A 23,870-nucleotide genomic window follows, 5' to 3' on the forward strand; every position below is an offset into this window, starting at 1 on the left:
GGGCTGGAAGGGTTCGGCCCCTGGGGCTGCGCCCCAGACCCGCTGAGGGGCTCCGCCCCTCGGACCCCGGCGGGGGCTGCGCCCCCTGCACCCCCCTTTCGCGCCTGCACGGCGCTCGTCCTCAAACGCCGGACGGGCTGAGGTGGCCCGGTGCTGCCCAGCACCGAGCAGTTAAGGGGCGCGGGGAACTGCGCAAGGCAAGCCGCACTCGACATCCGGGCCGACACCAGCCCTGCCAGGGGCGCGGGGAACTGCGCGACCAGCCACGCACGGTGCCAGCCCGACAGCGGGTTCAGGGGCGCGGGGAACTGCGCAAACAAGCGGGAACGGGCCGCACGTAGCCGGGGGGGCTGGGGCGCGGGGGCGCAGAGCCCGGTGGGGTGGAGGGGGTTACTGGTCCGAGGTGAAGCGGAGGGTGGCGGCGGGGAGGGTGGCGTCGCACCAGACCCGCGCCCCCGCCCGCAACTCGTTGTCGGCGCCGACACGGGCCCCGTCCCCCACGACGACCCCGTCCAGCACCGTCCGCGCCCCGATCCGCGCCCCCACCCCCACCAGGGAGTCCGTGATCACCGCGCCGGGTTCGACGACGGCGTCGGACAGGATCGCGCTGCCGACGATGCGCGCGCCCGCTCCCACCACGGCCCCGTGCCCCACCACGGACCCGCCCGTCAGCTTCGCGTCCGCGGCGACGCGGGCCGTCTCCAGGACCAGGCGGTCGCCGCAGCGGCCCGGCACCGCGGGGGACGGCGCCCGGCCGAGCACCAGGTCGGCCGAGCCGCGGACGAAGGCCTGGGGGGTGCCCAGGTCGAGCCAGTACGTCGAGTCGACCATGCCCTGGAGGTGGGCGCCCCGGGCCAGCAGCCCGGGGAAGGTCTCGCGTTCGACGGAGACCGGGCGCCCCGCCGGGATCTCGTCGATGACCGAGCGCCGGAACACGTACGCCCCGGCGTTGATCTGGTCGGTGACGATCTCCTCCGGCGTCTGCGGCTTCTCCAGGAACGCCGTGACCCGCCCGGTCCGGTCGGTGGGGACCAGACCGAACGCCCGCGGGTCGTCGACCCGGGTCAGATGCAGGGACACGTCCGCGCCCGAGGTGGTGTGGGTGTCCACCAGCGCCCGGATGTCGAGCCCCGTCAGGATGTCGCCGTTGAAGATCAGCACCGGCTCGTCGGGCCCCGAGCCGAGCCGGGACGCCACGTTGCGGATCGCCCCGCCGGTGCCGAGCGGCTCGTCCTCCGTCACGTATTCGAGGGAGAGGCCGAGCGAGGAGCCGTCCCCGAAGTACGGCTCGAACACCTCGGCCAGATAGGAGGTGGCCAGGACGATGTGGTCGACACCCGCCGCGCGGGCGCGGGCCAGCTGGTGGGTCAGGAAGGGGACCCCGGCCGCCGGAACCATCGGCTTGGGCGTGTTCACCGTGAGCGGGCGCAATCTGGTGCCCTTGCCGCCGACCAGGAGGATCGCTTCTGTCACCTGTCGTCTCTGCTTCCTGCTGGGGCCGGCCTTGGGATTCCGTCGGGTCTCGGCGGAACTCCCCGGCCGGCCAGTTTATGCAGACGGTTCACACGCGCGTACGCCCCGGTCAGCGCCGGCCCTGGAAGTGGGCCGCGGTGACCCGGGCGCCGCCGAGCCTCGCGTACAGGCGCGCCCCCGGGCACTCGGTGGCGAATCCGTCGCGATGCCCGGCGATGGCGTTGAACTTGACGCTGCGCCCCTTCCTGTAGCGGTTGCCGCCACCGGAGACGAGCGTGCTCTTGCCCGCCGGGTTCAGTCCGTACAGACCGAGCTTCCAGGCCGAGAGTTGCTCGACGGCCTTCAGTGCGGCGGCCGACGGGTTGGTGCTGGTGTAGGTCCCGAGGACCGCGATGCCCATGCTGTTGGTGTTGAACCCGAGCGTGTGCGCGCCCATGACGGCCTTGGCGACGCCCCCGGCGCGGCCCTCGTAGATGTTTCCGCACTTGTCGACCGCGAAGTTGTAGCCGATGTCCCGCCAGCCGCTGCTCTTGACGTGGTAGCGGTAAATGCTGCGCAGGACGGACGGCGCCTGGGCGCAGGTGTAGCCGTTGCCCGAGGCCGAGTGGTGGACGAAGGCGACCTTGACGCTCTTGGTGTAGACGAACCCGGGCTCGCGCAGCCGCTCGTCGGCCCCCCAGCCCTTGCGGGTGACGATGCGCGGCCGGGCCCCGATGTAGGGGCGGGCGGCGAGCCCGGCGCCGCTCGCCCCGGCCGCCTCGGCCTCGCTCGCCGACCGGTCGAGCGCGGGCAGGACGTCGGGGGCCCGCAGCGCGCGGCTGCTCCCGTCCCCGTCGCCCTCCTCGCTCCCGTCACTCCCGGCCGGTCCCGCGCCCGGGTCGACGAGGTCCACGCGCAGCCCGCGGGGCAGCGGCTCGCCCTCGGCGTCCTCGGCCCGTACGCGTGCCTCGACGGCGTCCGAGTCGCCCACCCACAGCGGCGCGGTCGAGCCGTGCAGGGGGCCGGCGGCCTCGGCGGTGCCGGGGTCGGCGGCGTGGTCGTGGTTGTGGGTCTCCAGGTCCTGCCAGGCCGACCAGGCTCCGGACGCGCGGGCGCGGGTGCGCACCTGGACGCTGCCGTGCAGTTCGTCGTCGGCGTTGTCCCAGACCACGCCGACGAGCGAGAACGGCCGCACCTCCCGCCGGGCCAGGCCCTCCTGGGAGGCGCTGCCCGCCGCGCGGTCCGCGCCGGGCAGCGGTGTCATGGGGAGCGACTGGGTGGAACCGGCGAGTCCCGCCGCGGCGGGCTGCGCGACCGCGGGCGAGGCGCCGGCGGGCGACGTGGCCGCCAGGGGCAGGGCGAGGGCCGCGACAGCGGCGACGGCGGTTGAAGACGCAAGGAAGCTACGCATGCTGACGATCGTGGACATAAGTGAATAAATCTGTCCATAGGTGATCTGACGACTCGTCGGCCAACCGGTGTACCCGCCCGTCCCACCGCTCACCGCGGCGCATCGGCGCGCCGCGTAGCCTTGCCCGCGTGAACGCCAGCGACCGCACCCCTGCCGACCTGCTGCGATCCGCGCTCGCCGCGGACCCGGGCCGCCCCTTCATCACCTTCTACGACGACGCCACCGGCGAACGCGTGGAACTGTCCGTCGCCACCTTCGCCAATTGGGTGGCCAAGACCGCGAATCTGCTCCAGGGCGACCTCGCCGCCGCGCCCGGCGACCGGCTCGTGCTGCTGCTCCCCGCGCACTGGCAGAGCGCGGTGTGGCTGATGGCCTGCCACGCGGTGGGCGTGACCGCCGAGATCGGCGGCGACCCGGCCGCGGCGGACGTCGTGGTCAGCGGCCCCGACACCCTGGAGGAGGCCCGCGCCTGCACCGGCGAGCGGGTGGCCCTCGCCCTGCGCCCGCTCGGCGGCCGCTTCCCGCAGCCGCCCGCCGGGTTCGCGGACTACGCGGTCGAGGTGCCGAGCCAGGGCGACCGCTTCGCTCCGTTCGTACCGGTCGACCCGGACGCGCCGGCACTCGTCGTCGGCGGCGAGGAGCTGAGCGCCGCCGACCTCGTGGCCCGGGCCCGCGCCCAGGCCGCCGAGCTCGGACTCGGCGCCGGTTCGAGGCTGTTGTCGGGGCTCGCGTACGACGACTGGGCCGGTCTCGCGAGCGGCCTGTACGCCCCGCTCGCCTCGGGCGGCTCCGTCGTCCTGTGCCGCAATCCGGCCCAACTGGCCGACGGCGGGCTGGAGAAGCGGGTCGAGAGCGAACGGGTCACCCACCGCGCACTGTGACCGCCGGGCCTCCTGGTCGCCCGGCCGTCCCATCGCCGGGCCGCGGGGCCGTCGGGGCGCCCGACCGTCCGATCGCCGGATCGTCCGGCCCGAGCGTCCGGCCGGGCACCGATCTCCACCCTTGTGGCCCACGGCGGGGCCCGGCCCCCGGGCCACGGGGGCACCCGCGGTAGATGATCGACCGTACGCACAACCATGCGCGCGATTCGGCCGTCTACCGGGGTGCCCGGCGGCGCGAGCGCGCCCGCCGACCCCCGTGAAGGCCCCGCGAGGCCCGTGAGGATGGACGCCGACGTGACCGACAGTGCTGGCACGCCCCCCGAACCGGAAGACCGGGCCGGGGCCGAGCAGCCACCCCCGGCCACGAAGGCGAAGCCCACCGCGAAGCGCACCGCGAACCCCGCCGCAGATCCCGACACCGAGCCCCACCCCGACCCGGACACCACCGGGCCCGCCGGAGCCCACCCGGACAAGGCCGACCCGGACAGCGCCGACCCGGACGGACCCGACGCAGCCAAGGCCGGCCCGGGCGGCGGACCCGACCCCGGCACCCCCAAGTCCCGTCGCCACTGGCTGCGTTGGACCGCGCTCGGCGCCTCCCTCGTCGTACTGGCCGCGGCCGGGACCGGCTGGTGGTTCTACCGCGAGCTCGACCAGAACATCCAGACGGACACCACCGCCGCGCACGAGCTCGACAAGTACGAGCGGGAGCGGCCCGCCTCCGTGGTGCACGACGCGCAGAACCTGCTGCTCATCGGCTCCGACTCGCGCGCGGGCAGCAACTCCTCGTACGGCAGGGACGACGGGGGCAGCCAGCGCTCGGACACCACGATCCTGCTGCACCTGGCCGCCGACCGGCGCACCGCCACCGCGGTGTCGCTGCCGCGCGACCTGATGGTCGACATCCCCGCCTGCGGCAGACCGGAGGGCGGCACCACCAAGGCCCGATTCGCCCAGTTCAACTCGGCGTTCGAGATGGGCGGCGCGGCCTGCACGATCCGTACCGTCGAGAAGATGACCGGTGTGCGGATCGACCACCACATGGTCGTCGACTTCAGCGGGTTCAAGGGCATGGTCGACGCGGTGGACGGCGTCGAGGTCTGTCTGAAGGACCCGGTCGAGGACCGGCAGGCGCACCTCAAGCTGCCGGCCGGACGCCAGGTGCTGCACGGCGAGCAGGCGCTCGGCTTCGTCCGCTCCCGGCACGGTTTCGGGGACGGCAGCGACACCCAACGCATGGACCGCCAGCAGCAGTTCCTCGGCTCGCTGATGAAGAAGGTGCAGAGCAACGGGGTGCTCCTGAACCCGACGCGGCTCTTCCCCGTCCTGGACGCGGCCACCAAGTCGCTCACCACCGACGCCGGTCTGAACAGCCTCAGGGCCCTGTACGACCTGGTGAGCTCGATGCGGGACATTCCCACCCAGAACATCCATTTCCTCACCGTGCCGCGTCAGCCCTACGTGTACGACCGCAACCGCGACGAACTCGTCCAGCCGGAGGCCGACCGGCTCTTCAAGCAGCTGCGCGAGGACCAGCCGATCAAGGTGGTGCCGGCCGCGGAGGCGGAGAAGGACAAGGAGAAGGAGCGGGACGGCGGCACGAAGGGGGACGGCCAGGACGGCAAACCGGACGATCCCGACCCCACATCCACCCCTTCGGCCCCACCCGTCTACCCGGGCACCGACGCCGCCTCCGGCATGTGCGGGCAGGCGGCGCACTGATGGGCGTGGTGTGAATTCCGTGTGCCGATCGGCGAATTGGGGCTAAATGCCCGGTTGTAAAGGGTGTGGACCGGGCGTGGACTTTGTCACGGCCGTCGCTGTCGGCCGAACTGGCCAGATAGTGTGACGCGATCCGGTGCGACCGGCCGGCGCGGCCGCGCACTGCAGGAGCGATTGACAGAGCGCTTTGGGGGAAGCGACTCGGCACCGACGGAGGACAGAAGCAACCGTGGATGCGCAGAGCCGTGGGCGGGCCGATGAAGTCGACCCCGCAGACCAGTGGGTCCTCAACCCGGAGACCGGCACTTACGAACTGCGACTGAGTCCTTCCGGAGCGCAGTCGGATTCCGCCCCCGGCCGGTCCTCCACGGCCCCCGCGCCCGACAGAAGAGCGGGCCGGGGCGGACAGTCCGGGCGTTCCGCGTCGTCCTCCGCCCGGTCCGCCGGCTCCCCGGGGGCCGGCGCCGCAGCAGCCGACCGCTCGGGACCGTCCACGGGCGCCGAGCGGCGCGAGGTGCCCGGGCAGCGCAACCGCCGGGCGGGCAGGGCCCCTTCCGGGGAGTCCGACGCGCAGGGCCGCCGCAAGCGCAAGGCCAGGGCGACGCGCAAGAAGAAGGTGCTCCTGTGGACCGGCGGCGTGATGGGCTTCGTGCTCGTCGTCGGCGCGGGCGGCGCGTACTGGCTGTACGAGCACTTCAACGGCAACCTCAACACCGTCGACGTGGGCGACGCGGGCAGCAAGAGCACGGTGCCGGACGGGGCCTTCAACATCCTCGTCATCGGCACCGACAAGCGCACCGGCAAGGGCAACGAGGGCTACGGCGACGCGGGCAGCGAGGGCCACGCCGACACCAACATCCTCTTCCACGTCTCGGCGGACCGCACCAACGCGACCGCGCTGTCCATCCCGCGCGACATGGTGACCGACATCCCCGCCTGCCCCACCAAGCAGAAAGACGGCTCCACCAAGACGGTGCCGGGCGAGAAGAACGTACGGTTCAACACCAGCCTCGGCCAGGAGGGCCGCGACCCGGGCTGCACCATGCGGACGGTCAAGCAGCTCACCGGGCTCACGGTCGACCACTTCATGATGGCCGACTTCAACGCGGTCAAGGCGCTGTCGACGGCCGTCGGCGGCGTCAAGGTGTGCCTGGCCAAGGCGGTCAACGACCCCAAGTCGCACCTCAAGCTGCCCAAGGGCGAGAGCGTCGTCGAGGGCGAGCAGGCACTCGCCTTCGTCCGCACCCGGCACAGCTTCGGCAACGAGAGCGACCTCGACCGGATCAAGCAGCAGCAGCAGTTCCTCGGCTCGATGATCCGGCAGATGAAGTCGGACGACACCCTCGGCAGCCCGACCAAGATGTACGGTCTCGCCGACGCGGCGACCAAGGCGCTCACGGTCGACTCGGGGATCGGCAGCATCAAGAAGCTGACCGACCTGGCCCAGGTGCTCGGCAAGATCGACGCGAAGAACATCACCTTCACCACGCTGCCGGTGATCGACAATCCGGCCGAGAAGAAGGTGCACGTCACGGTCGTACCGGATCCGACCAGGGCCGGCCAGCTGTTCGCGATGATGCGCGCCGACACCTCGCTGACCGAGGTGAAGAAGAAGGAGGCGGACGCCAAGAGCGCTGCCGCGGCCGAGGAGGCCGCGCGTCTGCAGGGCGCCCGCGCCAAGGCCTCCGACGTCCGGGTCACCGTGCTCAACGGCGGGGCCAAGGCGGGCTCCGCGGGCGAGATGGTGACGTGGTTGCAGAACCAGCAGGGCGTGCTCAAGTCCAGCAACGGGGCGAACGCGCCGCAGAAGGTGCCCGCCACGACCCTGGCCTATGCGCCGAACCAGGCCGACCAGGCGCGCAAGCTCGCGGATCTGCTCGGCCTGTCCGCCTCGGCGCTGAAGCCGGGCACCAAGGACGCCGTGGGCAAGGAGGCGATGGTCCTCACCCTCGGCCCGGACTTCCAGCAGGCGGGGACACCCATCGCCGCTCCGGCCAAGGCGCCGGAAGGCATTCAGAAGGTCGAAGCCGACAAGTCGGTGTGCGCCAAGTAAGCGGACTCACGGCCCGAACGGGCCCAGGGGGAGTCCGGACGACAGGGGGTATAGGGGTGGGCAGCAACAGCGTGCGCGGGGAGGGGCCGCGCGCGGACGCGGGGCACGCGGGCGAACTCGGCTGGGACGAGAGCCTGTACGAGAGCGACGCGTCCGGCGGCGGTGCCGCGGGAGCCACGTCCGGGAACTCCGGGGGCTCAGGAAACGCCGGGGGCTCCGGGAACTCCGGCGCCTCCGGCAAGGCGGGGCCACCGGGCGGCTCCGGCGCGCCCGGTGAGCCCGGCGCGCCCGGGGATCCCGCGAAGCCGGGCGGGGCCAAGGAGGCGGCCGGCGGCGGCCACCGCAGGCGCGGCTCGCGCAGACGGGGCAAACGCAAGCACCGCGTCCTGAGATGGACGGCGATCACGCTCGCGGTGCTCATAGTGGGGACGGCCGGCGCCGGATACCTGTACTACCAGCACCTCAACAACAACATCCGCAAGGGCGACCGCAGCGCGGGCGGCAGCGACGCCAAGAAGGCCGCGCCCAACGCCCAGGGCCAGACCCCGCTCAACATCCTCCTGATCGGCTCCGACAGCCGTAACTCGGACGAGAACGTCGCGCTCGGCGGCGCGAAGAAGGACCGGGGCGGCGATCCCCACGCGGACGTCCAGATGCTGCTCCACGTCTCGGCCGACCGCAAGAACGCCTCCGTCGTCAGCATTCCCCGGGACACCCGGGTGGACATGCCGCAGTGCAAGGACACCGAGAAGAACAAGGTCAACCCGGCCACGAACGCCATCATCAACGAGGCGCTCGGACGCGGCGGCGCGGGCTGTGTCCTGGACACCTGGGAAAAGCTCACCGGCATCTACATCGACCACTGGATGATGGTCGACTTCGCCGGTGTCGTCGCCATCTCGGATGCGGTGGGCGGCGCCGACGTCTGTGTGAAGCAGAACATCGACGACCATCCCACCAAGCTCCAGCCCGGCGGCTCGCACCTGCACCTGAAGGCGGGCACCCACAACGTGAAGGGCGAGCAGGCGCTGCAGTGGCTGCGCACTCGGCACGCCTTCGGCAGCGACATCGGCCGCTCCCAGGCCCAGCACATGTACATGAACTCGGTGATCCGCAACCTCAAGGACCAGGACGCGTTCACCGACACGGGCCGGCTGATGGACATCGCCGAGACGGCGACCAAGTCGCTCAAGGTCTCCGAGGAGCTCGGCACCGTCAAGAAGCTGTTCGACCTGGGCATGGAGCTCAAGAACATCCCCATGGACCGCATCAACATGCTGACCATGCCGCGGCTGCCCGACCCCAAGGACCCCAACGCCCATGTGGTGCCCGACAAGGCACGGGCCGACGCGCTGTGGGCGATGCTGCGGGACGACAAGCCGCTGGACGGCAAGGACGACGGCAAGCCCGCGGCCCCGCCCGCCAAGGGCCCGGCCGCCGCGGCCCCCGGCTCGCTCGCGGTGACCGTGGTCAACGGGACCGGCACGGCCGGCCGCGCTCCGGTCAAGGGCCGGGCCTCCGAGGTGGTCACCGCCCTCAAGGGCAAGGGCTTCACGAAGGCCGCCACGGGTTCCAGCGCCCCCGCCACGGCCAGCGAGGTCGACTATCCCAAGGGCGCCGGCGCGCAGGGCAAGTCCGACGCGGAGTCCGTGGCCGCGGCCCTCGGCCTGCCCGCGAGTGCCGTCCGGGCCACCGACGTCAAGGGGCTGACCCTGGTGGTCGGCGGCGACTGGCGCACCGGCGCGAGCTACCCCAAGCAGGACCCCGGCGCGACCGATCCGCTGAAGTCGACCGAGGCGGTCAACGGCGCGGACAAGGGCGCCTGCATGGAGGTGTACGCGCCCTACCGCTTCTAGGCGTGGGCGTACGGCACGGCAGAAGGGGGCGCCCGGTGCTCATCGGCACCGGGCGCCCCCTTCGTGTGCGTACGCGCCGCGTTCGGCGCGGCGGCTACGGGCGGACGGAGGTGGTCCGCACGGCCGGGCGGCGGCTCGCGATGACCTTGCGGGCCAGCGCCTTCGGGCTGGTCAGGAACCCGAAGCCCCACGACATGTGCATGGTGGCGAGGGCCACCGGGATCTGGGCCCTGGCCTTGAGCGAGAGCCCCTTGCCGGCGGGCAGCGAGCCCGCGGCGATGGCGGCGAGGTAGCCGGCCGGGACCACGAGGCCCCAGGGCGTGACCAGAACGCCCACGACGACGCCGGCGGCGATGGCGCAGACGGCGGTGGGCGGCGCGAGGTAGCGCAGGTTGATGGAGCCCTCGTGGTAGCGGGCCACCACATGGCGCCAGCGGCCGTAGTCCTTGTACTGCTTGGCGAGCGCCTTCACCGAAGGGCGGGGCCGGTACTGGACCTTGAGCTCGGGCGAGAACCAGATGAGACCGCCGGCCTCCCGGATCCGGAAGTTCAGCTCCCAGTCCTGGGCGCGGATGAACTCCTCGTTGTAGCCGCCCTGTTGCTCCAGGGCCTCGCGGCGGAAGACACCCAGATACACGGTTTCGGCCGGGCCGGCCGCGCCTCCGGTGTGGAAGGCCGCGTTGCCGACGCCGATCTTCGAGGTCATCGCGGCGGCGACCGCGTCCTCCCAGGCGTTCTCGCCCTCGGCGTGCATGATGCCGCCGACGTTCTGCGCGCCGGTCTCCTCCAGGAGCCGTACGGCGGTGGCGATGTAGTTCTGCGAGAGCATCCCGTGGCCGTCGACGCGTACCACGATCGGGTGGCGTGAGGCCTTGATGGCGGCGTTCAGGGCCGCGGGCGTGCGCCCGGTGGGGTTGGGCACGGTGTGGACGCGGGGGTCCTCGCGGACCAGCTCGGCGGCGATCTCGTCGGTGCGGTCCGTGGACGGGCCGAGCGCGATCACCACCTCCATCTCGCCCGCGTACTCCTGCTCCAGGATGTGGCGGACCGAGTTGCGCAGATGCCGCTCCTCATTGAGGACCGGCATGATCACGGAAACAGCAGGCGTGGCGTTCATCGGTGGTCACGTTACCGCGAACGGGGGACAAGGTCGCGCGGCGGCCGGGCGGTGCACGGGGTAGCTGATCGTATGGGCCTACGGTGCTCAAGATCCCCCTGTCACCCGCGGAGGTCCCCGTGCCCACGCCGCCCCGCCCGCGCCCCGTACGACCCGCAAGGCCCCGCAGCAGACAGCAGGACGAGCGCCCCCGCTGGGGAATGCGGTTCGCGACCACCCTGTCGGTCCTGGTGCTCGGCGCGGGCGGGGTCGGACACGCGGTGGTGACCAGCCTGGACGGCGGGATCGGCCGGGTGGACCCGTTCCGCGACATGAAGAACCGGCCGCAGGGCAGCCGGGGCACCAACATCCTGCTCGTGGGCACGGACGGGCGGGACAAGATCACCCCGGAGGAGAAGCAGAAGTACCGGCTCGGCGGGGCGCCCTGCCACTGCACGGACACGATCATGATGGTGCACGTGTCGGCGGAGCGGGACCGGGTCAGCGTGGTGAGCCTGCCGCGGGACTCCTACGCCGAGGTGCCCGAGCACACCGACGAGGACACCGGCCAGACCCACCCCCGGCACCCGGTGAAGCTGAACGCGGCCTATGCCGAGGGCGGACCCGCGCTCACCGTGCGCACCGTCGAGAACATGACGGGCCTGAAGATCGACCACTATCTGGAGGTCGACTTCACCAGCTTCATGAAGACGGTCGACGTGGTCGGCGGGGTCCAGATCTGCACCGCGCGCCCCATGAAGGACTCCTACACCGGCCTCGACCTCACGGCCGGCACCCATGAGCTCAACGGCGGCCAGGCGCTCCAGTACGTACGCTCGCGGCACACCGACGGCTCGGCCGACCTCGGGCGGATGCAGCGCCAGCAGCGGTTCCTGGCCGCGCTCGCCGAGAAGGCGACGAGCAACGGGGTGCTCCTGAACCCGGTGCGGTTCCGCGAGGTCGCCTCCTCGCTGCTGTCCTCGGTACGGGCCGACGAGGGCTTCGGGGTCGAGGAGATGCTCGGCTTCGGCGCCGCGATGAAGGGCTTCACGCCCTCCTCGTCCGACTTCACGACCGTGCCGCTCGGTCAGCTCGGTGTGCAGATCAAGGGCATCGGATCCACCGTGAAGTGGGACGAGGCGAAGTCGAAGAAGCTGTTCCAGCTGCTGCGCGAGGACCAGCCGCTGGCCGCGCACACCCCGCCGAAGACCCCGCCCGCGCCGGCCTCCAAGGACGCGAAGCCGCCGCAGCCGCAGAAGGGCCACGGCGCCATCGTCGAGGTCGCCCCCGCGCAGATCAGGGTGCAGGTCTACAACGGGACCCGCACCGACGGGCTCGGCCGCCGGGTGGACGACGCGCTGCGCGCCACCGGCTTCCGGACCACGGGCGTCCCACGGGCCAGTGCCAACCTCGCGATGCCGCACACCCTGATCGAGTTCGACCCGCGCTGGGACCGCTCGGTGAAGTCGCTCGCGCTGGCCCTGCCGGGCAGTGAGCTGCGCCCGGTCAAGGGTCTGGGGCCCACGATGAAGGTGACGGCGGGCGCGGACTTCAAGGACGTCGTGCCGGTACGCGCCGAGGAGCAGCCGCAGGGCGACTTCGGCACGGTGACCGGGGACCAGGTCGTCTGCCCCTGACCCGCGTCCTCCGAGCCGCCGGGGGGGCCGGCGGATCTAGTCGTCCAGGCCCTCGGCGGCGCGCTTCTCCCGCAGGTCCATGATCGCCCGGCGGCGGGCGAGACGGTGGGTGCGGCGGATCTGCGCCTCCTGGTAGCGCCGCTCGTCGCGCTCGGTCTCGGGCACGACCGGCGGCACCGGGCGGGGCTTGCCGTCGGCGTCGACGGCCGCGAAGACGAGGTAGGCGGAGCCCACCTGCTGGGCCGGGGTCGACTCGTTCCAGCGCTCGGCGAGCACTCGCACGCCGACCTCCATGGAGGACCGGCCGGTCCAGTTGACCTGCGCCTTCACATGCACCAGATCGCCGACCCTGACCGGCATGAGGAACGCCATCTCGTCCATGGAGGCGGTGACGGCGGGCCCGCCGGAGTGGCGGCCGGCGACCGCGCCCGCCGCGTCGTCCACCAGCTTCATGATCACCCCGCCGTGCACCGTGCCGAGGAGGTTGGTGTCGTGCGTGGTCATGATGTGGCTCAGCGTGGTTCGGGAGGCCGAGGTCGGCTTGCCCGGAAGATCAGTCATGCGTTCCACTTTATGCGCCGTACGATTTCCGGCTCATTGCATCAGCTGTGCAACAGCCCTGCCCCGAAATCCCCCCTGCCCTGTCAGGCGCCCGGGGTGGCCGTGCATGCTGGACCGCATGAACGAATGGCCCGACGCCCGAGGCGGCAACGCCCGCGGAAACGGTGACGACGCCTATGGGCGCGGCAGCTCTGCCGCACAGCCCGAGGGCGCGCGCCGGATGCGGCACGTCCAGCGGCCCGTCCCCCAGCAGCAGCCCGCCCACGACGACGGCTACGGACAGCCCCGTTACGGCCAGGGTGGTGTGCCCGGACAGGGCTCGTACGACAGCGGCTACAGCGAGGGTCACGTCTACGGCAGCCCCGCGGGCCGCGGGCCGGCCGGGCCCGGCGGGCCGGGGTCCCCGGGGCCGCGGCCCGCCGGCGCGGGCCGGCCGGGAGCGGCGCCGAACTGGCGCAGACGGATCACGATCGGGGTGCTGACCCTGGTCGTCGTGCTCCTGGTCACCTCGGTCGCCACGTACTTCTGGGCGGACGGCAAGGTGCGCCGCGAGGTCGACCTGTCGAAGGTCATCGACCGCCCCGGCGAGGGCAAGGGCACCAACTACCTGATCGTCGGCTCGGACTCGCGCGACGGCATGTCCGCGGACGAGAAGAAGAAGCTGCACACCGGCTCGGCCGACGGCAAGCGGACCGACTCGATGATCCTGCTCCACACGGGCGACAACGGGAACACGATGGTCTCGCTGCCGCGCGATTCATGGGTGACGATCCCGAGCTTCAAGGGCTCGCAATCCGGAAAGTCCTTCCCGTCCAAGGGCAAGGACAAGCTGAACGCGGCCTTCTCCATAGACGGTCCGGAACTGCTCGTCCGCACCATCGAGGCGAACACCGGGCTGCACATCGACCACTACGCGGAAATCGGCTTCGCGGGATTCGCGAACATCGTGGACGCGGTCGGCGGTGTGGAGATCGACATTCCGCAGGACATCAAGGACAAGGACTCGGGCGCGGACTTCAAGAAGGGCAAGCAGACGCTCGACGGCCAGCAGGCCCTCGCCTTCGTCCGCAACCGGCACGGATATGCCGCCGGTGACCTGGAGCGTACGAAGAACCAGCAGAAGTTCCTGTCGGCCCTGGCGAGCCAGACGGCCACTCCGACCACAGTCCTCAATCCGTTCAAGCTGTATCCGGTGATGGGCGCCGGCCTCGACACCCTGATCGTCGACAAGGACATGAGCCTGTTCGACCTCGGCTCGATGTTCTGGGCGATGAAGGGCATCACGGGCGGCGACGGCATCTCGATGAACATGCCGGTCGCGGGCGACGGCCCCCAGACCTCCCTGCTCTGGGACAAGCCGAAGGTCACGCAATTGGTGAACGAGCTGAAGAACGACGACAAGGTGACGGTGAAGTAGCCGTCCCCGCACGCCCATGGGGCCCGGCCCGCCGCACCTCTCGCGGCGGGCCGGGCCTTTTCCGATCGTGCACCGGGGCTTTCGCAATCCGCGCACCGGGCCTTGCGCGACCCGCGGGCAGCGCCGCATCGGCCCTCATGACATGCCTCACAGGAAATACATAGCCATCGAGAGCAACTGTCCTGGTTTGTCGCCATTGCTTACGCCGGAGGCCGTCCCACCGCTTTTGCGCCCCGCCGCAATCGCCTTTCACGGCGCCTATGGCGGTCATACGATCACCTGCGTCGCGCGGCGTGAGATCACCGCTACGCGGACGACACAGCCTTTCGGACCCAGAAAAGGGCTCACTTGAATATCCGTCGCATCCTCGCCACCACCGTCGTCGCCGCCGTGACCGCCCCGGCCGCGCTGCTCTCGGTGTCCCCCGCGCTCGCCGCCGGGGCGAAGCCCGCGGCCCAGGCGCAGAAGCCCACGTACGAGGACCTGAAGAAGGCCGCGGCCGACGCGGCGAAGGCCTATGACGCGGCCAACAAGGCGTACGCGGACCAGCGCGTTCTCCTGGAGAAGGTCATGTCGGACGACGCCCCCGAGGCCAAGGCGTTCCACGACGCCCGGGACGCGGCGGTCAAGGCCAAGGAGGCGAGGACCGCGGCCGACAAGGCGGTCACCGACGCGAAGGACAGGCTCGCGGCGCTGCCCGCCACCGCGACCCCGGAGGAGCGGGCGACCGCCGAGAAGGCGGTGACCGACGCCGAGACGGCCGCCCGGGCGGCTGCCGCGGCGCAGACGGCAGCCGAGGCCAAGCAGAAGAGCACGGGGGACGCACTCGACGACCTCCGGATCGACACCGCGCGCACGTACGGGCAGCTGACGAAGGCCAGGGACGCCGCCCAGAAGACCAAGGACGCCGCCGACGCGGCGCTCAAGGCGGCCGGCGAGTGCCTCTGGCAGAGCAGCGTCACCTCCGAGCTGAAGGGGCTGCCCGCGCAGGTCGTCGCGGGCACGACGGTCGACTTCTCGTTCCGGGTGTCCAACGGCGCCGGCCGCACGCTCGACGTGAACCCGCTGTTCTTCGTGCACACCGCGCAGGGCAAGGCGCAGTGGCTCGACGGCAACGTGTGGAAGGAACTCCCGGACGAGCCGTCCATCGTCGCGCCCGCCAAGGGGGTCGCGGCCGGCTCCACGATCGAGGTGAAGGTCCGGCTGACGGTCGACGCCAAGGCCAAGGCCGGCAAGGGCGACGCCCTCATCGCGGGCAACGCCTCCGACGCGTACAACCCGTGCATCCTCGGCCCCATGACGGGCTACAAGTTCACGGTCCTGACCGCGGGCAGCAAGACCGACGGCGAGGCCGCGAAGCCGCAGCCGGGCAAGGACAAGGACCGCCCGAAGCCGTCCTCCGAGCCCGCGGCCGGCGGCTCGACGCCCACCGCGCAGGGCGGCGCGGCCACGACCCCGCTGAGCACGGGCACCGCCAAGGGCGCGCTCGCCAGCACCGGTTCGTCCTCCGCGGTGCCGGGTCTGGCTCTCGCGGGCGGCGCGGCCGTGGTGCTCGGCGCCGGAGCGGTCGTCGCCACCCGCCGCCGCAAGGCGGCCGACCGCACCTGACGGCCCGGCCCACCGAAGGGCCCGCCCAGCCGAAGGGCCCGCGTCCGTGACCAGCTCCGGACGCGGGCTCTTCTTCAACTCCCTTGCGGGTGGGGCTGGTTGAGGCCTTGCGCGAGGGGCGGCTCCTTGCCTACGGCAGGTTGCGGGACATCACGATCCGCTGGACCTGATGCGTACCTCCATAAATCTGGGTGATCTTGGCATCGCGCATCATGCGCTCCACCGGGATGCGGATGGGGCGGGCCGGGCCCTTCCGCATCCTCCCGACCAACCTCCCGGCACGGGTCCCAGCGGATGCGGACCCTTCTCGACTCACCGTCGGGCACGGCGAGTTGCGCGACGCGGACCGCTCGATTGCGTCCCAGCCGCCGCGGGAGCCGGCGTGCGCGGGGCTCACGCGGGAGCCCTCCCTGCAACTCATGGATGAACTGCGCTCTTGACCAGGGGAGTTCGACCGTCGAGGCTCATGTAACAGACTGCACCGCAGTGCAACACCTCTATTAGGAGGGCGCACCATGACCTACACCTTTATCGGCAAAGACCCCGAGTCGGACGTGAACGGGTGCCCGGCAGTCTGGGTGGATGACAAGAGGCGGCTGCTGGTGCAGGGGCGACGCGCCGGGGAAGACGCTCGGGCTCGTACGGTGGCTGACTCGCCCCGCGCCGAGGATGAGACGCTGATCGTCCTGGAGCCCAGGATGATCCCGCTTCTCAAGGAGGCAATCCGTGTCGCAGAGTCTGGCTGAGTTCGCCCATCTGCTCCGCCAGTGCAAGCGTTCAGCGGTGCACCTTGAGACCCGCGACGCGTACGCCGTTCCTGGAGAGCATCCGGCGTTCGACGCCTGGCTGGCAGGAGAGCGAACGGATTGGAACGACCTTTCCTCGTGGTGGCGCGATGACTGGCACGGCCTCATCAAAGACGTGACAGCCCAAGGCGTCGTTGTACGCCGTGCACGGGTGGTTGGAGAGCCCGTCTCGGACTACATCAAGTGGGAGCACGACGTCACATTCGGCAACGTCGCCTGCGGGGAGCACGTGCGGTGGCTGCCCCGTCGGCAAGCATCCGATCTGCTGTTGCCCGGCAATGACTTCTGGCTGTTCGACGGCAATCTGCTCCAGTTCAACGTCTTTGACGGCTACGGGCGTTGGGTGCACACCGACTACACGGAGCAGGCGGACGTGGCGGCGCGATGTGCCGACATGTTCGAAGCAGTCTGGGAACGAGCTGTCCCACACGACAAGTACACGGTCTGAAAGAACAGCGGCCAGTTCATGACCTCACCACTGTCGACGGCTGAAGAAGCCCACAAGGCAGTTGCCGACCGGCTCACTCGAATGATGGAGGATGCCGATCTATCGGGGGCCCGGCTGGCCGCTCTGTGCGGCTGGGACCGCTCCAAAAGCCACCGGATCATCAACCGTAAGACGATTCCCAGACCTGCCGACATCCGCGCATGGTGCACGGCATGCGGAAAGCCGGACGAAGCGGAAGCTCTGATCGACACCACGCGGACGGCCAGGACGCTCTATGTCCAGTGGGCTCAGTACCTCCGGGGTGGCCTTGGCAAGGCTCAACGCAGTCACATCTATCAGGAGACACGAGCCTTCCGTGTGTATAGCTGCGGAGTGCTCCCGGGGATGCTTCAGACGGAAGCGTACGCCCGGGGCATCCTCCGCACGATCCGCCAATTCAGGAACCTTCCCGATGACGTCGAGGACGCAGTAAAGGCTCGCCTGGAGCGCTCGACCGCCACTCTCCGAAGCAGCCAGGTGTCCGTCCTCGTGGAAGAGCCGGCCCTCTATATGCCGATGACCGAACTGCCGCACCATGCCGAGCAGCTTGAACACTTTCTGGCCGTCATCGGACGCTCGAACCTGGCGTTCGGAATCATCCCCCACATGTCACGCCGCCCGGTATGGCCGCTCGAATCGTTCTACGCATTCGATGATCGCGAGATCCAGGTGGAGACTCTGACCGCGATGGTCCGTGTCACCAACCGAGCAGAGGTCGACGCGTACCTCAGTGCCTTCCATCAGATGGGGCGGGCGGCCGCATACGGCCCCAAGGCCAAGGCTCTGATCCTTAAAGCGCTCACCACTCTCCGAGAGTGAAGGCGTACAACGTCGTGCAACATTGGCCTCGCCGCGCCTTCTCTCTTCCTACGGTTCTCGACATGACAGACCCACCTGGGAAGGGAAGCCATGGCTGCTCCGTTGAGGTACCCACGGCCGCCCGTGGAGTTGGCGGGGGCGGTGGAGGCCTACCTGTACGACTGCGCCCCCGCGGAGGCGTGCGGGGTCTGTGCGGCCCTGGTACGGGAGTTGGCGGAAGCCAGGGCGGCGAAGCAGTGGAGCGCGGCCTACGACGCCGCGGCGGAGGTCAGGAACCACCCGCATGGGGATGGCGGCCCAATCCGCCGCATCCGCAAGGAGAGTGAGGAGACCATGGGAAAAACGGGCGGAAACCACTCCGGGAAGCCGGACACCTCCAACAGCGACGGCCACCGCGACAGGCCGCCGGGGCCGACCAAGCCCCACGAGCCGCCGAAGAAGTGAGGGCCCATGGCCGGCCAACAAGAGCTCGCCGCGTACCTGGAGAGCAGGGGCAGTCTGCCCAGGGAGTGGCGGCACACCGTGGCTTCGGTGGATCGGGCCCTGTTCATCCCCGATGTGTTCGAAGGCGGCGACATCAGTGCCGATCCCGAAGCCTGGGCGCAGTTGGTCTACAGCGACGTGCCGGTGGTCACTCAGGTCAACGACGGACAGGAAACCCCGGAGGGAGCGTTTCGACTGTCCACGTCGTCCTCGTCGATGCCGTCGATCATGCTCGAAATGCTCGGCCTGCTCGACGTACGAGACGGCGACACCGTGCTGGAGATCGGCACGGGCACCGGCTACGACGCAGCCTGGCTCTCCCACCGGCTGGGCGACCACCACGTGTTCAGCGTGGAGGTGGACACGGAAGTGGCGGCCCTCGCACGGCAGAACCTGGGACGCGCCGGGTTCCGCCCGACCGTCGTGGTCGGCGACGGCCACCACGGGTACCCGGGAGGCGCCCCGTACCGGCGCATCATCTGTACGTGCACCATGCGCGAGATCCCGCAAACCTGGCTGGAGCAATGCCCGTCGGGGCGGATCGTCACCCCGTGGGGCAGCAGCTTCTTCAGCGGCTCGTACGCCACGCTCGACGTGGCGGACGGCACGGCGCAAGGCAGGTTCTCCGGCCGTCCCGCCTTCATGTGGGACCGCTCGCACCGGGCCGGAGCGGGACGGATCTCTGAGCTGTACCACCAGGAGGAGGGAGAGAGGACCACGACCGAAATCGCTCCGCAGAACGTCGTCCAGGACGATCCGGCGTTCTTCACGAGCCTGACCGTCACGGACGCCTGGTACCGGTGGTGCGATGCGGACGACGACAGCGGAGAAGCCACGCTGTGGTTCTTCTCCGACGACCGGAAGTCGTGGGCGACCGTGGAATACGCCCCCGGCGCGCAGACGTACGAGGTCGAGCAGTACGGTCCCCGGGCCCTGTGGGCCGAAGTACGGACGGCCTTCCTCGACTGGCACGCACGGGGGAAGCCCTGCCGTTCCCGATGCGGTCTTTCGGTCGACGGCAGCGGACAACGCGTATGGCTGGACGACCCGGACAACGTCATCGGCCGGCCCTGGGGTCGACCAGGCGAATGCCCCTGCCGACCACTCGGCAGGGGCATCGCACAAGCGCCGCTACGGCAGGTTGCGGGACATCACGATGCGCTGAACCTGGTTCGTGCCCTCGTAGATCTGGGTGATCTTGGCGTCGCGCATCATGCGCTCCACCGGGTAGTCGCGGGTGTAGCCGTACCCGCCGAGCAGCTGGACCGCGTCGGTGGTGATCTCCATGGCGACGTCCGAGGCGAAGCACTTGGCGGCGGCGCCGAAGAACGTCAGGTCGCTGTCGAGGCGCTCGGACTTGGCGGCGGCCGAGTAGGTCAGCTGACGGGCCGCCTCCAGCTTCATGGCCATGTCGGCCAGCATGAACTGGATGCCCTGGAAGTCGGCGATCGCCTTGCCGAACTGCTTGCGCTCCTGGACGTAGCCCTTGGCGTAGTCGAGGGCGCCCTGGGCGATGCCGAGCGCCTGGGCCGCGATGGTGATGCGGGTGTGGTCCAGGGTCTTCATGGCCGTCGCGAAGCCGGTGCCCTCGTCGCCGATCATGCGGTCGGCGGGGATGCGGACGTTGTCGAGGTAGACCTCGCGGGTCGGCGAGCCCTTGATGCCGAGCTTCTTCTCGGGGGCGCCGAAGGAGACGCCCTCGTCCGACTTCTCGACGACGAAGGCGCTGATGCCCTTCGAGCGCTTCTCCGGGTCGGTCACGGCCATGACCGTGTAGTACTCGCTCTCACCGGCGTTGGTGATCCAGCGCTTCACGCCGTTGAGGACCCAGAAGTCGCCGTCGCGCACGGCGCGGGTCTTCATGCCGGCCGCGTCCGATCCGGCGTCCGGCTCGGAGAGGCAGTACGAGAACATGCCCTCGCCCTTGGCCAGCGGGCCCAGGTACTTCTTCTTCAGCTCCTCGGAGCCGGAGAGGATCACCGGGAGCGAGCCGAGCTTGTTCACGGCGGGGATGAGCGAGGAGGAGGCGCACACCCGCGCGACCTCTTCGATCACGATGACGGTCGCGAGCGCGTCGGCGCCGGCGCCGCCGTACTCCTCGGGCACGTGCACGGCGTGCAGGTCGTTGGCGACCAGCGCGTCGAGCGCCTCCCGGGGGAAGCGGGCCTGCTCGTCGACCTCGGCCGCGTACGGACCGATCTTGGCCTCGGAGAGCGAGCGGATGGCGTCGCGGAGCATGTCGTGCTCCTCGGACGGGCGGTACAGGTCGAACCCTGCGTTTCCTGCGTTTCCAGCCGTTCCGGCCACGGTCTCTCACTCCCCAAGACGCTAACTACCGTTAAGTAACCTAATTTTAGGGGGCAGCGGGCCTCCAGGCATACGTGAGCTTGGCGACAGCCCGCAAAAGAGGGCCGGGACGGTGCCGACTATGCTCGGGCAGCGCGTTTGCCGCCCCTCTCCGAGCCCGCACCTCCAGGAGCACCGCATGGCCCTCAAGATCACCGTGATCGGCACCGGATATCTCGGGGCCACCCATGCCGCGGCGATGGCGGAGCTGGGGTTCGAGGTGCTCGGACTCGACGTGGTGCCCGAGAAGATCGCGCTGCTGGGCCAGGGGCGCGTACCGATGTACGAGCCCGGACTCGAAGAGCTGCTGGGCAAGCACGTCGCCGGCATCGAGGGATCCAGCGGGCGGCTGCGCTTCACCACCTCCTGGGAGGAGGTCGGAGCGTTCGGCGATGTGCACTTCGTCTGCGTGAACACCCCGCAGAAGCACGGTGAGTACGCCTGTGACATGAGCTTCGTCGACTCCGCGTTCGGCTCGCTCGCGCCGCATCTGCGCGAGGGCGCGCTGGTCGTGGGCAAGTCCACGGTGCCGGTCGGCTCGGCGGCCCGGCTGGCCGCGGCGCTGCCCGAGGGGGTGGAGCTGGCCTGGAACCCGGAGTTCCTGCGCGAGGGCTTCGCCGTGGACGACACCCTGCACCCGGACCGGATCGTGGTCGGGGTGGAGAGCGAGCGCGCCGAGAAGGTCCTGCGCGAGGTCTACGCGACGCCCGTCGGGGAGGGTTCGCCGTTCGTGGTGACCGACTTCCCGACCGCCGAGCTGGTCAAGACCGCGGCCAACTCCTTCCTCGCCACCAAGATCTCGTTCATCAACGCCATGGCCGAGGTGTGCGAGGCCGCCGACGGCGACGTGGTGAAGCTGGCCGAGGCCATCGGCCACGACGAGCGCATCGGCAAGAAGTTCCTGCGGGCCGGCATCGGGTTCGGCGGCGGCTGCCTGCCCAAGGACATCCGGGCGTTCATGGCGCGGGCCGGCGAGCTCGGCGCCGACCAGGCCCTGACCTTCCTGCGCGAGGTCGACTCGGTCAACATGCGCCGCCGCGGCCACATGGTCGAGCTGGCCCGTGAGGCGGTGGGCGGCGAGACCTTCCTCGGCAAGCGGGTCGCGGTCCTCGGCGCCACCTTCAAGCCGGACTCCGACGACGTGCGCGACTCCCCCGCGCTCAACGTCGCCGGCCAGATCCACCTCCAGGGCGGCCAGGTCACGGTGTACGACCCCAAGGGCATGGACAACGCCCGCCGCCTCTTCCCCACGCTCGGCTACGCGCCGACCGCGCTCGACGCGGTGCGCGGCGCCGATGTCGTCCTGCACCTGACGGAGTGGCGCGAGTTCCGCGACCTGGACCCGGCCGAGCTGGCCGGGGTCGCGGCCACCCGGATCATCCTGGACGGGCGCAACGCGCTGGACCCGGCCACGTGGCGCGAAGCGGGCTGGACGTACCGCGCGATGGGCCGCCCGCGCGCCTAGGGCGTGTCTTTAAGGATCTTGTCGGCTTCGGTCCTGCCGGGCCGTCGTGGTGGTTGAGCGGCGGGTCAGTTCGCGGGGGCGCCGTCGAGGTCCTCGATGGTGGCGCTGGACGCGGCTCTGCGCGGCGCGGTGGCACGGGCGGCGAACTCCGTCTCCCTCACGACCCGGGCCAGGTTCTCCCAGGTGAGCGCCGCGATCTCGGCCTCGGTCCAGCCCCGGGCGAGGAGTTCGGCGATCACGGTGGGGTAGCAGGAGGCGTCCTCGAGGCCGGGTGTGCGGGGTGCGCCGGTGATCAGACCGTACGTTCCGGAGAGCCCCACGTGGGCGGGCCCGGCCACGTCGCGCACCCGCTCGATGTGGTCGGCCACATCGCGTACGGAGACGGCCGGGCCGCCCCGCTCGATCTGGTCCGGGGCGAAGCTCACCAGACAGACCCCGCCGTGTTCGCCGACCGCGGCGAGCAGGTCGTCGGAGGCGTTCAGGGGGTGCGGGGTGAGGGAGGCCGCGGCCGAGCGCGAGAGCAGTGCGGGGGCCTTCGAGGAGTCGATGGTGCGGCGCCAGGTGGCGGGGGCGGCGCCGGAGAGGTCGAGCAGTATCCCGAGCCGGTTGCACTCGCGCACCACTTCCAGGCCGAAGCGGGACAGGGCCGGCTCGGTCCAGGGGGTGCCCGGCGTCAGGGCGAGGGCCCGTACCCCGAGCATGTGGTACGCCCGCAGGGTGCCGAGCGAGTTGCCGATGGCGCGGGCGGCGACGGGGCCGAGGAAGGAGGCGATGCGGCCGCAGTTGCGGGCGTCGGCGAGGTCTCCGGCGGTCAGGGCGAGGCGCAGCCACTCCGGGCACGCGGCGATCAGCGAGCGGATCCGGTCCAGGCGTTCCAGGGTGGCGCCCGCCGGGTCCGGGCACCCGGCCTCGGTCGTCAGCGCCCAGAACTGGGCGCCCACGCCGCCGGCCCGCAGCCGCGGGAGGTCGGTGTCCAGGGAGCTCTCACCGACCTCCAGGTCGTGCCAGGGGATCTGGGCGAGGGCCTTGGCCAGGGTGTTGTGCCCGTCCGCCACGGGGTGGGCGGCGAGCAGGGTACGGGCCCGGCCCAGGTGGTCCTCGTCCTCGAGGGCGGGGGCGGTGCCGCTCGGGTCCGGGGGGGCGGGGGCGGGGGGTGCGGGTGCGGGGGTCGGCGGGTCGAGTTCGCCGACCGCCGAGGTGGTCTGGGGGTCGTCCTGCAGATCTGCCATGACGGGCTCCCGGGGTCGGCGGTGACGGCAGTATCGACACGGTGTCACGGAGGGGTGTGGCGGGGCGCGGCAGACGGTGCGTTCGGGGGACCCCGGCCCCCTCGGGGCTCCGCCCCGGACCCCGGGTGTGCTTGCCCACCCGCCCGTGCGGCCCGTCGCATCGCCTGAGCCCCTGGGGCTCCGCCCCAGACCCCGAGGACGCTTGCCCACCCGCCCGCCCGTGCAGCGGGCTGGATAGGCCCGGCCCCTGGGGCTCCGCCCCAGACCCCGAGGGCGCTTGCCCACCCGCCCGCCCGTGCAGGGGGCTGGATAGGCCCGGGCCCTGGGGCTGCGCCCCAGACCCCCCGAGGGGCTCCGCCCCTCGAACCCCGGCGGGTTTGCCCACCCGCCCGCCCGTAACAGGGGTCGGATAGGCCCGGCCCCTGGGGCTCCGCCCCAGACCCCCCGAGGGGCTCCGCCCCTCGAACCCCGGCGGGGGCTCCGCCCCCTGCACCCCTTTTCGGGGGCTGCGCCCCCGGACCCCCCTTCGCGCCTGAACGGC

At 71.1% G+C, this 23,870-nt stretch carries 18 protein-coding genes and 2 pseudogenes; 13 read left to right on the forward strand and 7 right to left on the reverse strand.

Annotation, left to right across the window (positions count from 1 at the left end; translation table 11 throughout):
* Positions 1-390: 390 nt before the first annotated feature.
* Positions 391-1,473, reverse strand: a complete 1,083-nt coding sequence (locus tag ACGF3I_RS34255; RefSeq protein WP_393139066.1) for a sugar phosphate nucleotidyltransferase — start codon at positions 1,471-1,473, stop codon at positions 391-393.
* A 109-nt stretch (positions 1,474-1,582) separates the two neighbouring features.
* The gene (locus ACGF3I_RS34260; RefSeq protein ID WP_393139068.1) at positions 1,583-2,863 is read right to left on the reverse strand and encodes a peptidoglycan recognition protein; all 1,281 of its coding nucleotides are present in this window, start codon (positions 2,861-2,863) and stop codon (positions 1,583-1,585) included.
* A gap of 128 nt (positions 2,864-2,991) precedes the next feature.
* Here ACGF3I_RS34260 and ACGF3I_RS34265 point away from each other — a divergent pair, with 128 nt between their 5' ends.
* The 4 genes from ACGF3I_RS34265 to ACGF3I_RS34280 all read left to right on the forward strand — a co-directional run bounded on the left by ACGF3I_RS34265 (position 2,992) and on the right by ACGF3I_RS34280 (position 9,375).
* Positions 2,992-3,744: a TIGR03089 family protein gene (locus tag ACGF3I_RS34265; RefSeq protein WP_393139069.1), complete on the forward strand. Its 753-nt coding sequence runs from the start codon at positions 2,992-2,994 to the stop codon at positions 3,742-3,744.
* A 282-nt stretch (positions 3,745-4,026) separates the two neighbouring features.
* Positions 4,027-5,466 carry an LCP family protein gene (locus ACGF3I_RS34270; protein WP_393139071.1) on the forward strand — a complete coding sequence of 480 codons (1,440 nt, stop codon included), beginning with the start codon at positions 4,027-4,029 and terminating at the stop codon, positions 5,464-5,466.
* Between the two features lie 229 nt (positions 5,467-5,695).
* Positions 5,696-7,519, forward strand: coding sequence for an LCP family protein (locus ACGF3I_RS34275; RefSeq protein ID WP_393139073.1), 1,824 nt, complete (start codon positions 5,696-5,698; stop codon positions 7,517-7,519).
* A gap of 56 nt (positions 7,520-7,575) precedes the next feature.
* On the forward strand, positions 7,576-9,375 hold the full coding sequence (locus ACGF3I_RS34280) for an LCP family protein (protein WP_393139075.1): 1,800 nt from the start codon (positions 7,576-7,578) through the stop codon (positions 9,373-9,375).
* A gap of 94 nt (positions 9,376-9,469) precedes the next feature.
* On the opposite strand, the gene ACGF3I_RS34285 is transcribed toward ACGF3I_RS34280, so the two are convergent.
* The gene (locus ACGF3I_RS34285; protein ID WP_393139077.1) at positions 9,470-10,492 is read right to left on the reverse strand and encodes a glycosyltransferase family 2 protein; all 1,023 of its coding nucleotides are present in this window, start codon (positions 10,490-10,492) and stop codon (positions 9,470-9,472) included.
* A 200-nt stretch (positions 10,493-10,692) separates the two neighbouring features.
* Between ACGF3I_RS34285 and ACGF3I_RS34290 the strand changes: the two genes are divergently transcribed.
* Positions 10,693-12,108 carry an LCP family protein gene (locus tag ACGF3I_RS34290; RefSeq protein ID WP_393139095.1) on the forward strand — a complete coding sequence of 472 codons (1,416 nt, stop codon included), beginning with the start codon at positions 10,693-10,695 and terminating at the stop codon, positions 12,106-12,108.
* 36 nt (positions 12,109-12,144) lie between these two features.
* Here ACGF3I_RS34290 and ACGF3I_RS34295 read toward each other — a convergent pair whose 3' ends face one another.
* Positions 12,145-12,669 (reverse strand): acyl-CoA thioesterase, encoded by a 525-nt coding sequence (locus ACGF3I_RS34295; RefSeq protein ID WP_393139079.1) that lies wholly within the window; start codon positions 12,667-12,669, stop codon positions 12,145-12,147.
* A gap of 118 nt (positions 12,670-12,787) precedes the next feature.
* Between ACGF3I_RS34295 and ACGF3I_RS34300 the strand changes: the two genes are divergently transcribed.
* Both ACGF3I_RS34300 and ACGF3I_RS34305 read left to right on the forward strand, forming a co-directional pair.
* Entirely contained in the window at positions 12,788-14,086 is a 1,299-nt protein-coding gene (locus tag ACGF3I_RS34300; protein ID WP_393139080.1) for an LCP family protein, read from the forward strand.
* Positions 14,087-14,434: 348 nt separating this feature from the next.
* The gene (locus ACGF3I_RS34305; protein ID WP_393139082.1) at positions 14,435-15,694 is read left to right on the forward strand and encodes an LPXTG cell wall anchor domain-containing protein; all 1,260 of its coding nucleotides are present in this window, start codon (positions 14,435-14,437) and stop codon (positions 15,692-15,694) included.
* 130 nt (positions 15,695-15,824) lie between these two features.
* On the opposite strand, the pseudogene ACGF3I_RS34310 reads toward ACGF3I_RS34305, so the two are convergent.
* A pseudogene (locus ACGF3I_RS34310) lies at positions 15,825-15,920 on the reverse strand (acyl-CoA dehydrogenase family protein); the annotation flags it as partial.
* Positions 15,921-16,209: 289 nt separating this feature from the next.
* Here ACGF3I_RS34310 and ACGF3I_RS34315 point away from each other — a divergent pair.
* The 5 genes and pseudogenes from ACGF3I_RS34315 to ACGF3I_RS34335 form a co-directional block, all read left to right on the forward strand.
* Positions 16,210-16,440, forward strand: coding sequence for a hypothetical protein (locus ACGF3I_RS34315; RefSeq protein WP_261714701.1), 231 nt, complete (start codon positions 16,210-16,212; stop codon positions 16,438-16,440).
* Positions 16,421-16,948: a DUF6879 family protein gene (locus ACGF3I_RS34320; protein ID WP_393139084.1), complete on the forward strand. Its 528-nt coding sequence runs from the start codon at positions 16,421-16,423 to the stop codon at positions 16,946-16,948. Before ACGF3I_RS34315 ends, ACGF3I_RS34320 begins: the two co-directional genes overlap by 20 nt.
* 18 nt (positions 16,949-16,966) lie before the next feature.
* Complete coding sequence (locus ACGF3I_RS34325) at positions 16,967-17,806, forward strand: DUF5753 domain-containing protein (RefSeq protein WP_393139086.1); 840 nt, start codon at positions 16,967-16,969, stop codon at positions 17,804-17,806.
* 90 nt (positions 17,807-17,896) lie between these two features.
* Positions 17,897-18,250 (forward strand): hypothetical protein, encoded by a 354-nt coding sequence (locus ACGF3I_RS34330; protein ID WP_393139088.1) that lies wholly within the window; start codon positions 17,897-17,899, stop codon positions 18,248-18,250.
* A 6-nt stretch (positions 18,251-18,256) separates the two neighbouring features.
* A pseudogene (locus ACGF3I_RS34335) lies at positions 18,257-18,835 on the forward strand (methyltransferase domain-containing protein); the annotation flags it as partial.
* A 585-nt stretch (positions 18,836-19,420) separates the two neighbouring features.
* On the opposite strand, the gene ACGF3I_RS34340 reads toward ACGF3I_RS34335, so the two are convergent.
* Positions 19,421-20,596 (reverse strand): acyl-CoA dehydrogenase family protein, encoded by a 1,176-nt coding sequence (locus ACGF3I_RS34340; protein ID WP_393139089.1) that lies wholly within the window; start codon positions 20,594-20,596, stop codon positions 19,421-19,423.
* 178 nt (positions 20,597-20,774) lie between these two features.
* Here ACGF3I_RS34340 and ACGF3I_RS34345 point away from each other — a divergent pair, with 178 nt between their 5' ends.
* Positions 20,775-22,100 (forward strand): UDP-glucose dehydrogenase family protein, encoded by a 1,326-nt coding sequence (locus ACGF3I_RS34345; protein ID WP_393139091.1) that lies wholly within the window; start codon positions 20,775-20,777, stop codon positions 22,098-22,100.
* Positions 22,101-22,165: 65 nt separating this feature from the next.
* On the opposite strand, the gene ACGF3I_RS34350 is transcribed toward ACGF3I_RS34345, so the two are convergent.
* Complete coding sequence (locus ACGF3I_RS34350) at positions 22,166-23,329, reverse strand: dipeptidase (protein WP_393139093.1); 1,164 nt, start codon at positions 23,327-23,329, stop codon at positions 22,166-22,168.
* Positions 23,330-23,870: the final 541 nt, after the last annotated feature.

The organism is Streptomyces sp. NPDC048111 (assembly GCF_043202815.1).
Taxonomy (GTDB): Bacteria; Actinomycetota; Actinomycetes; order Streptomycetales; family Streptomycetaceae; genus Streptomyces.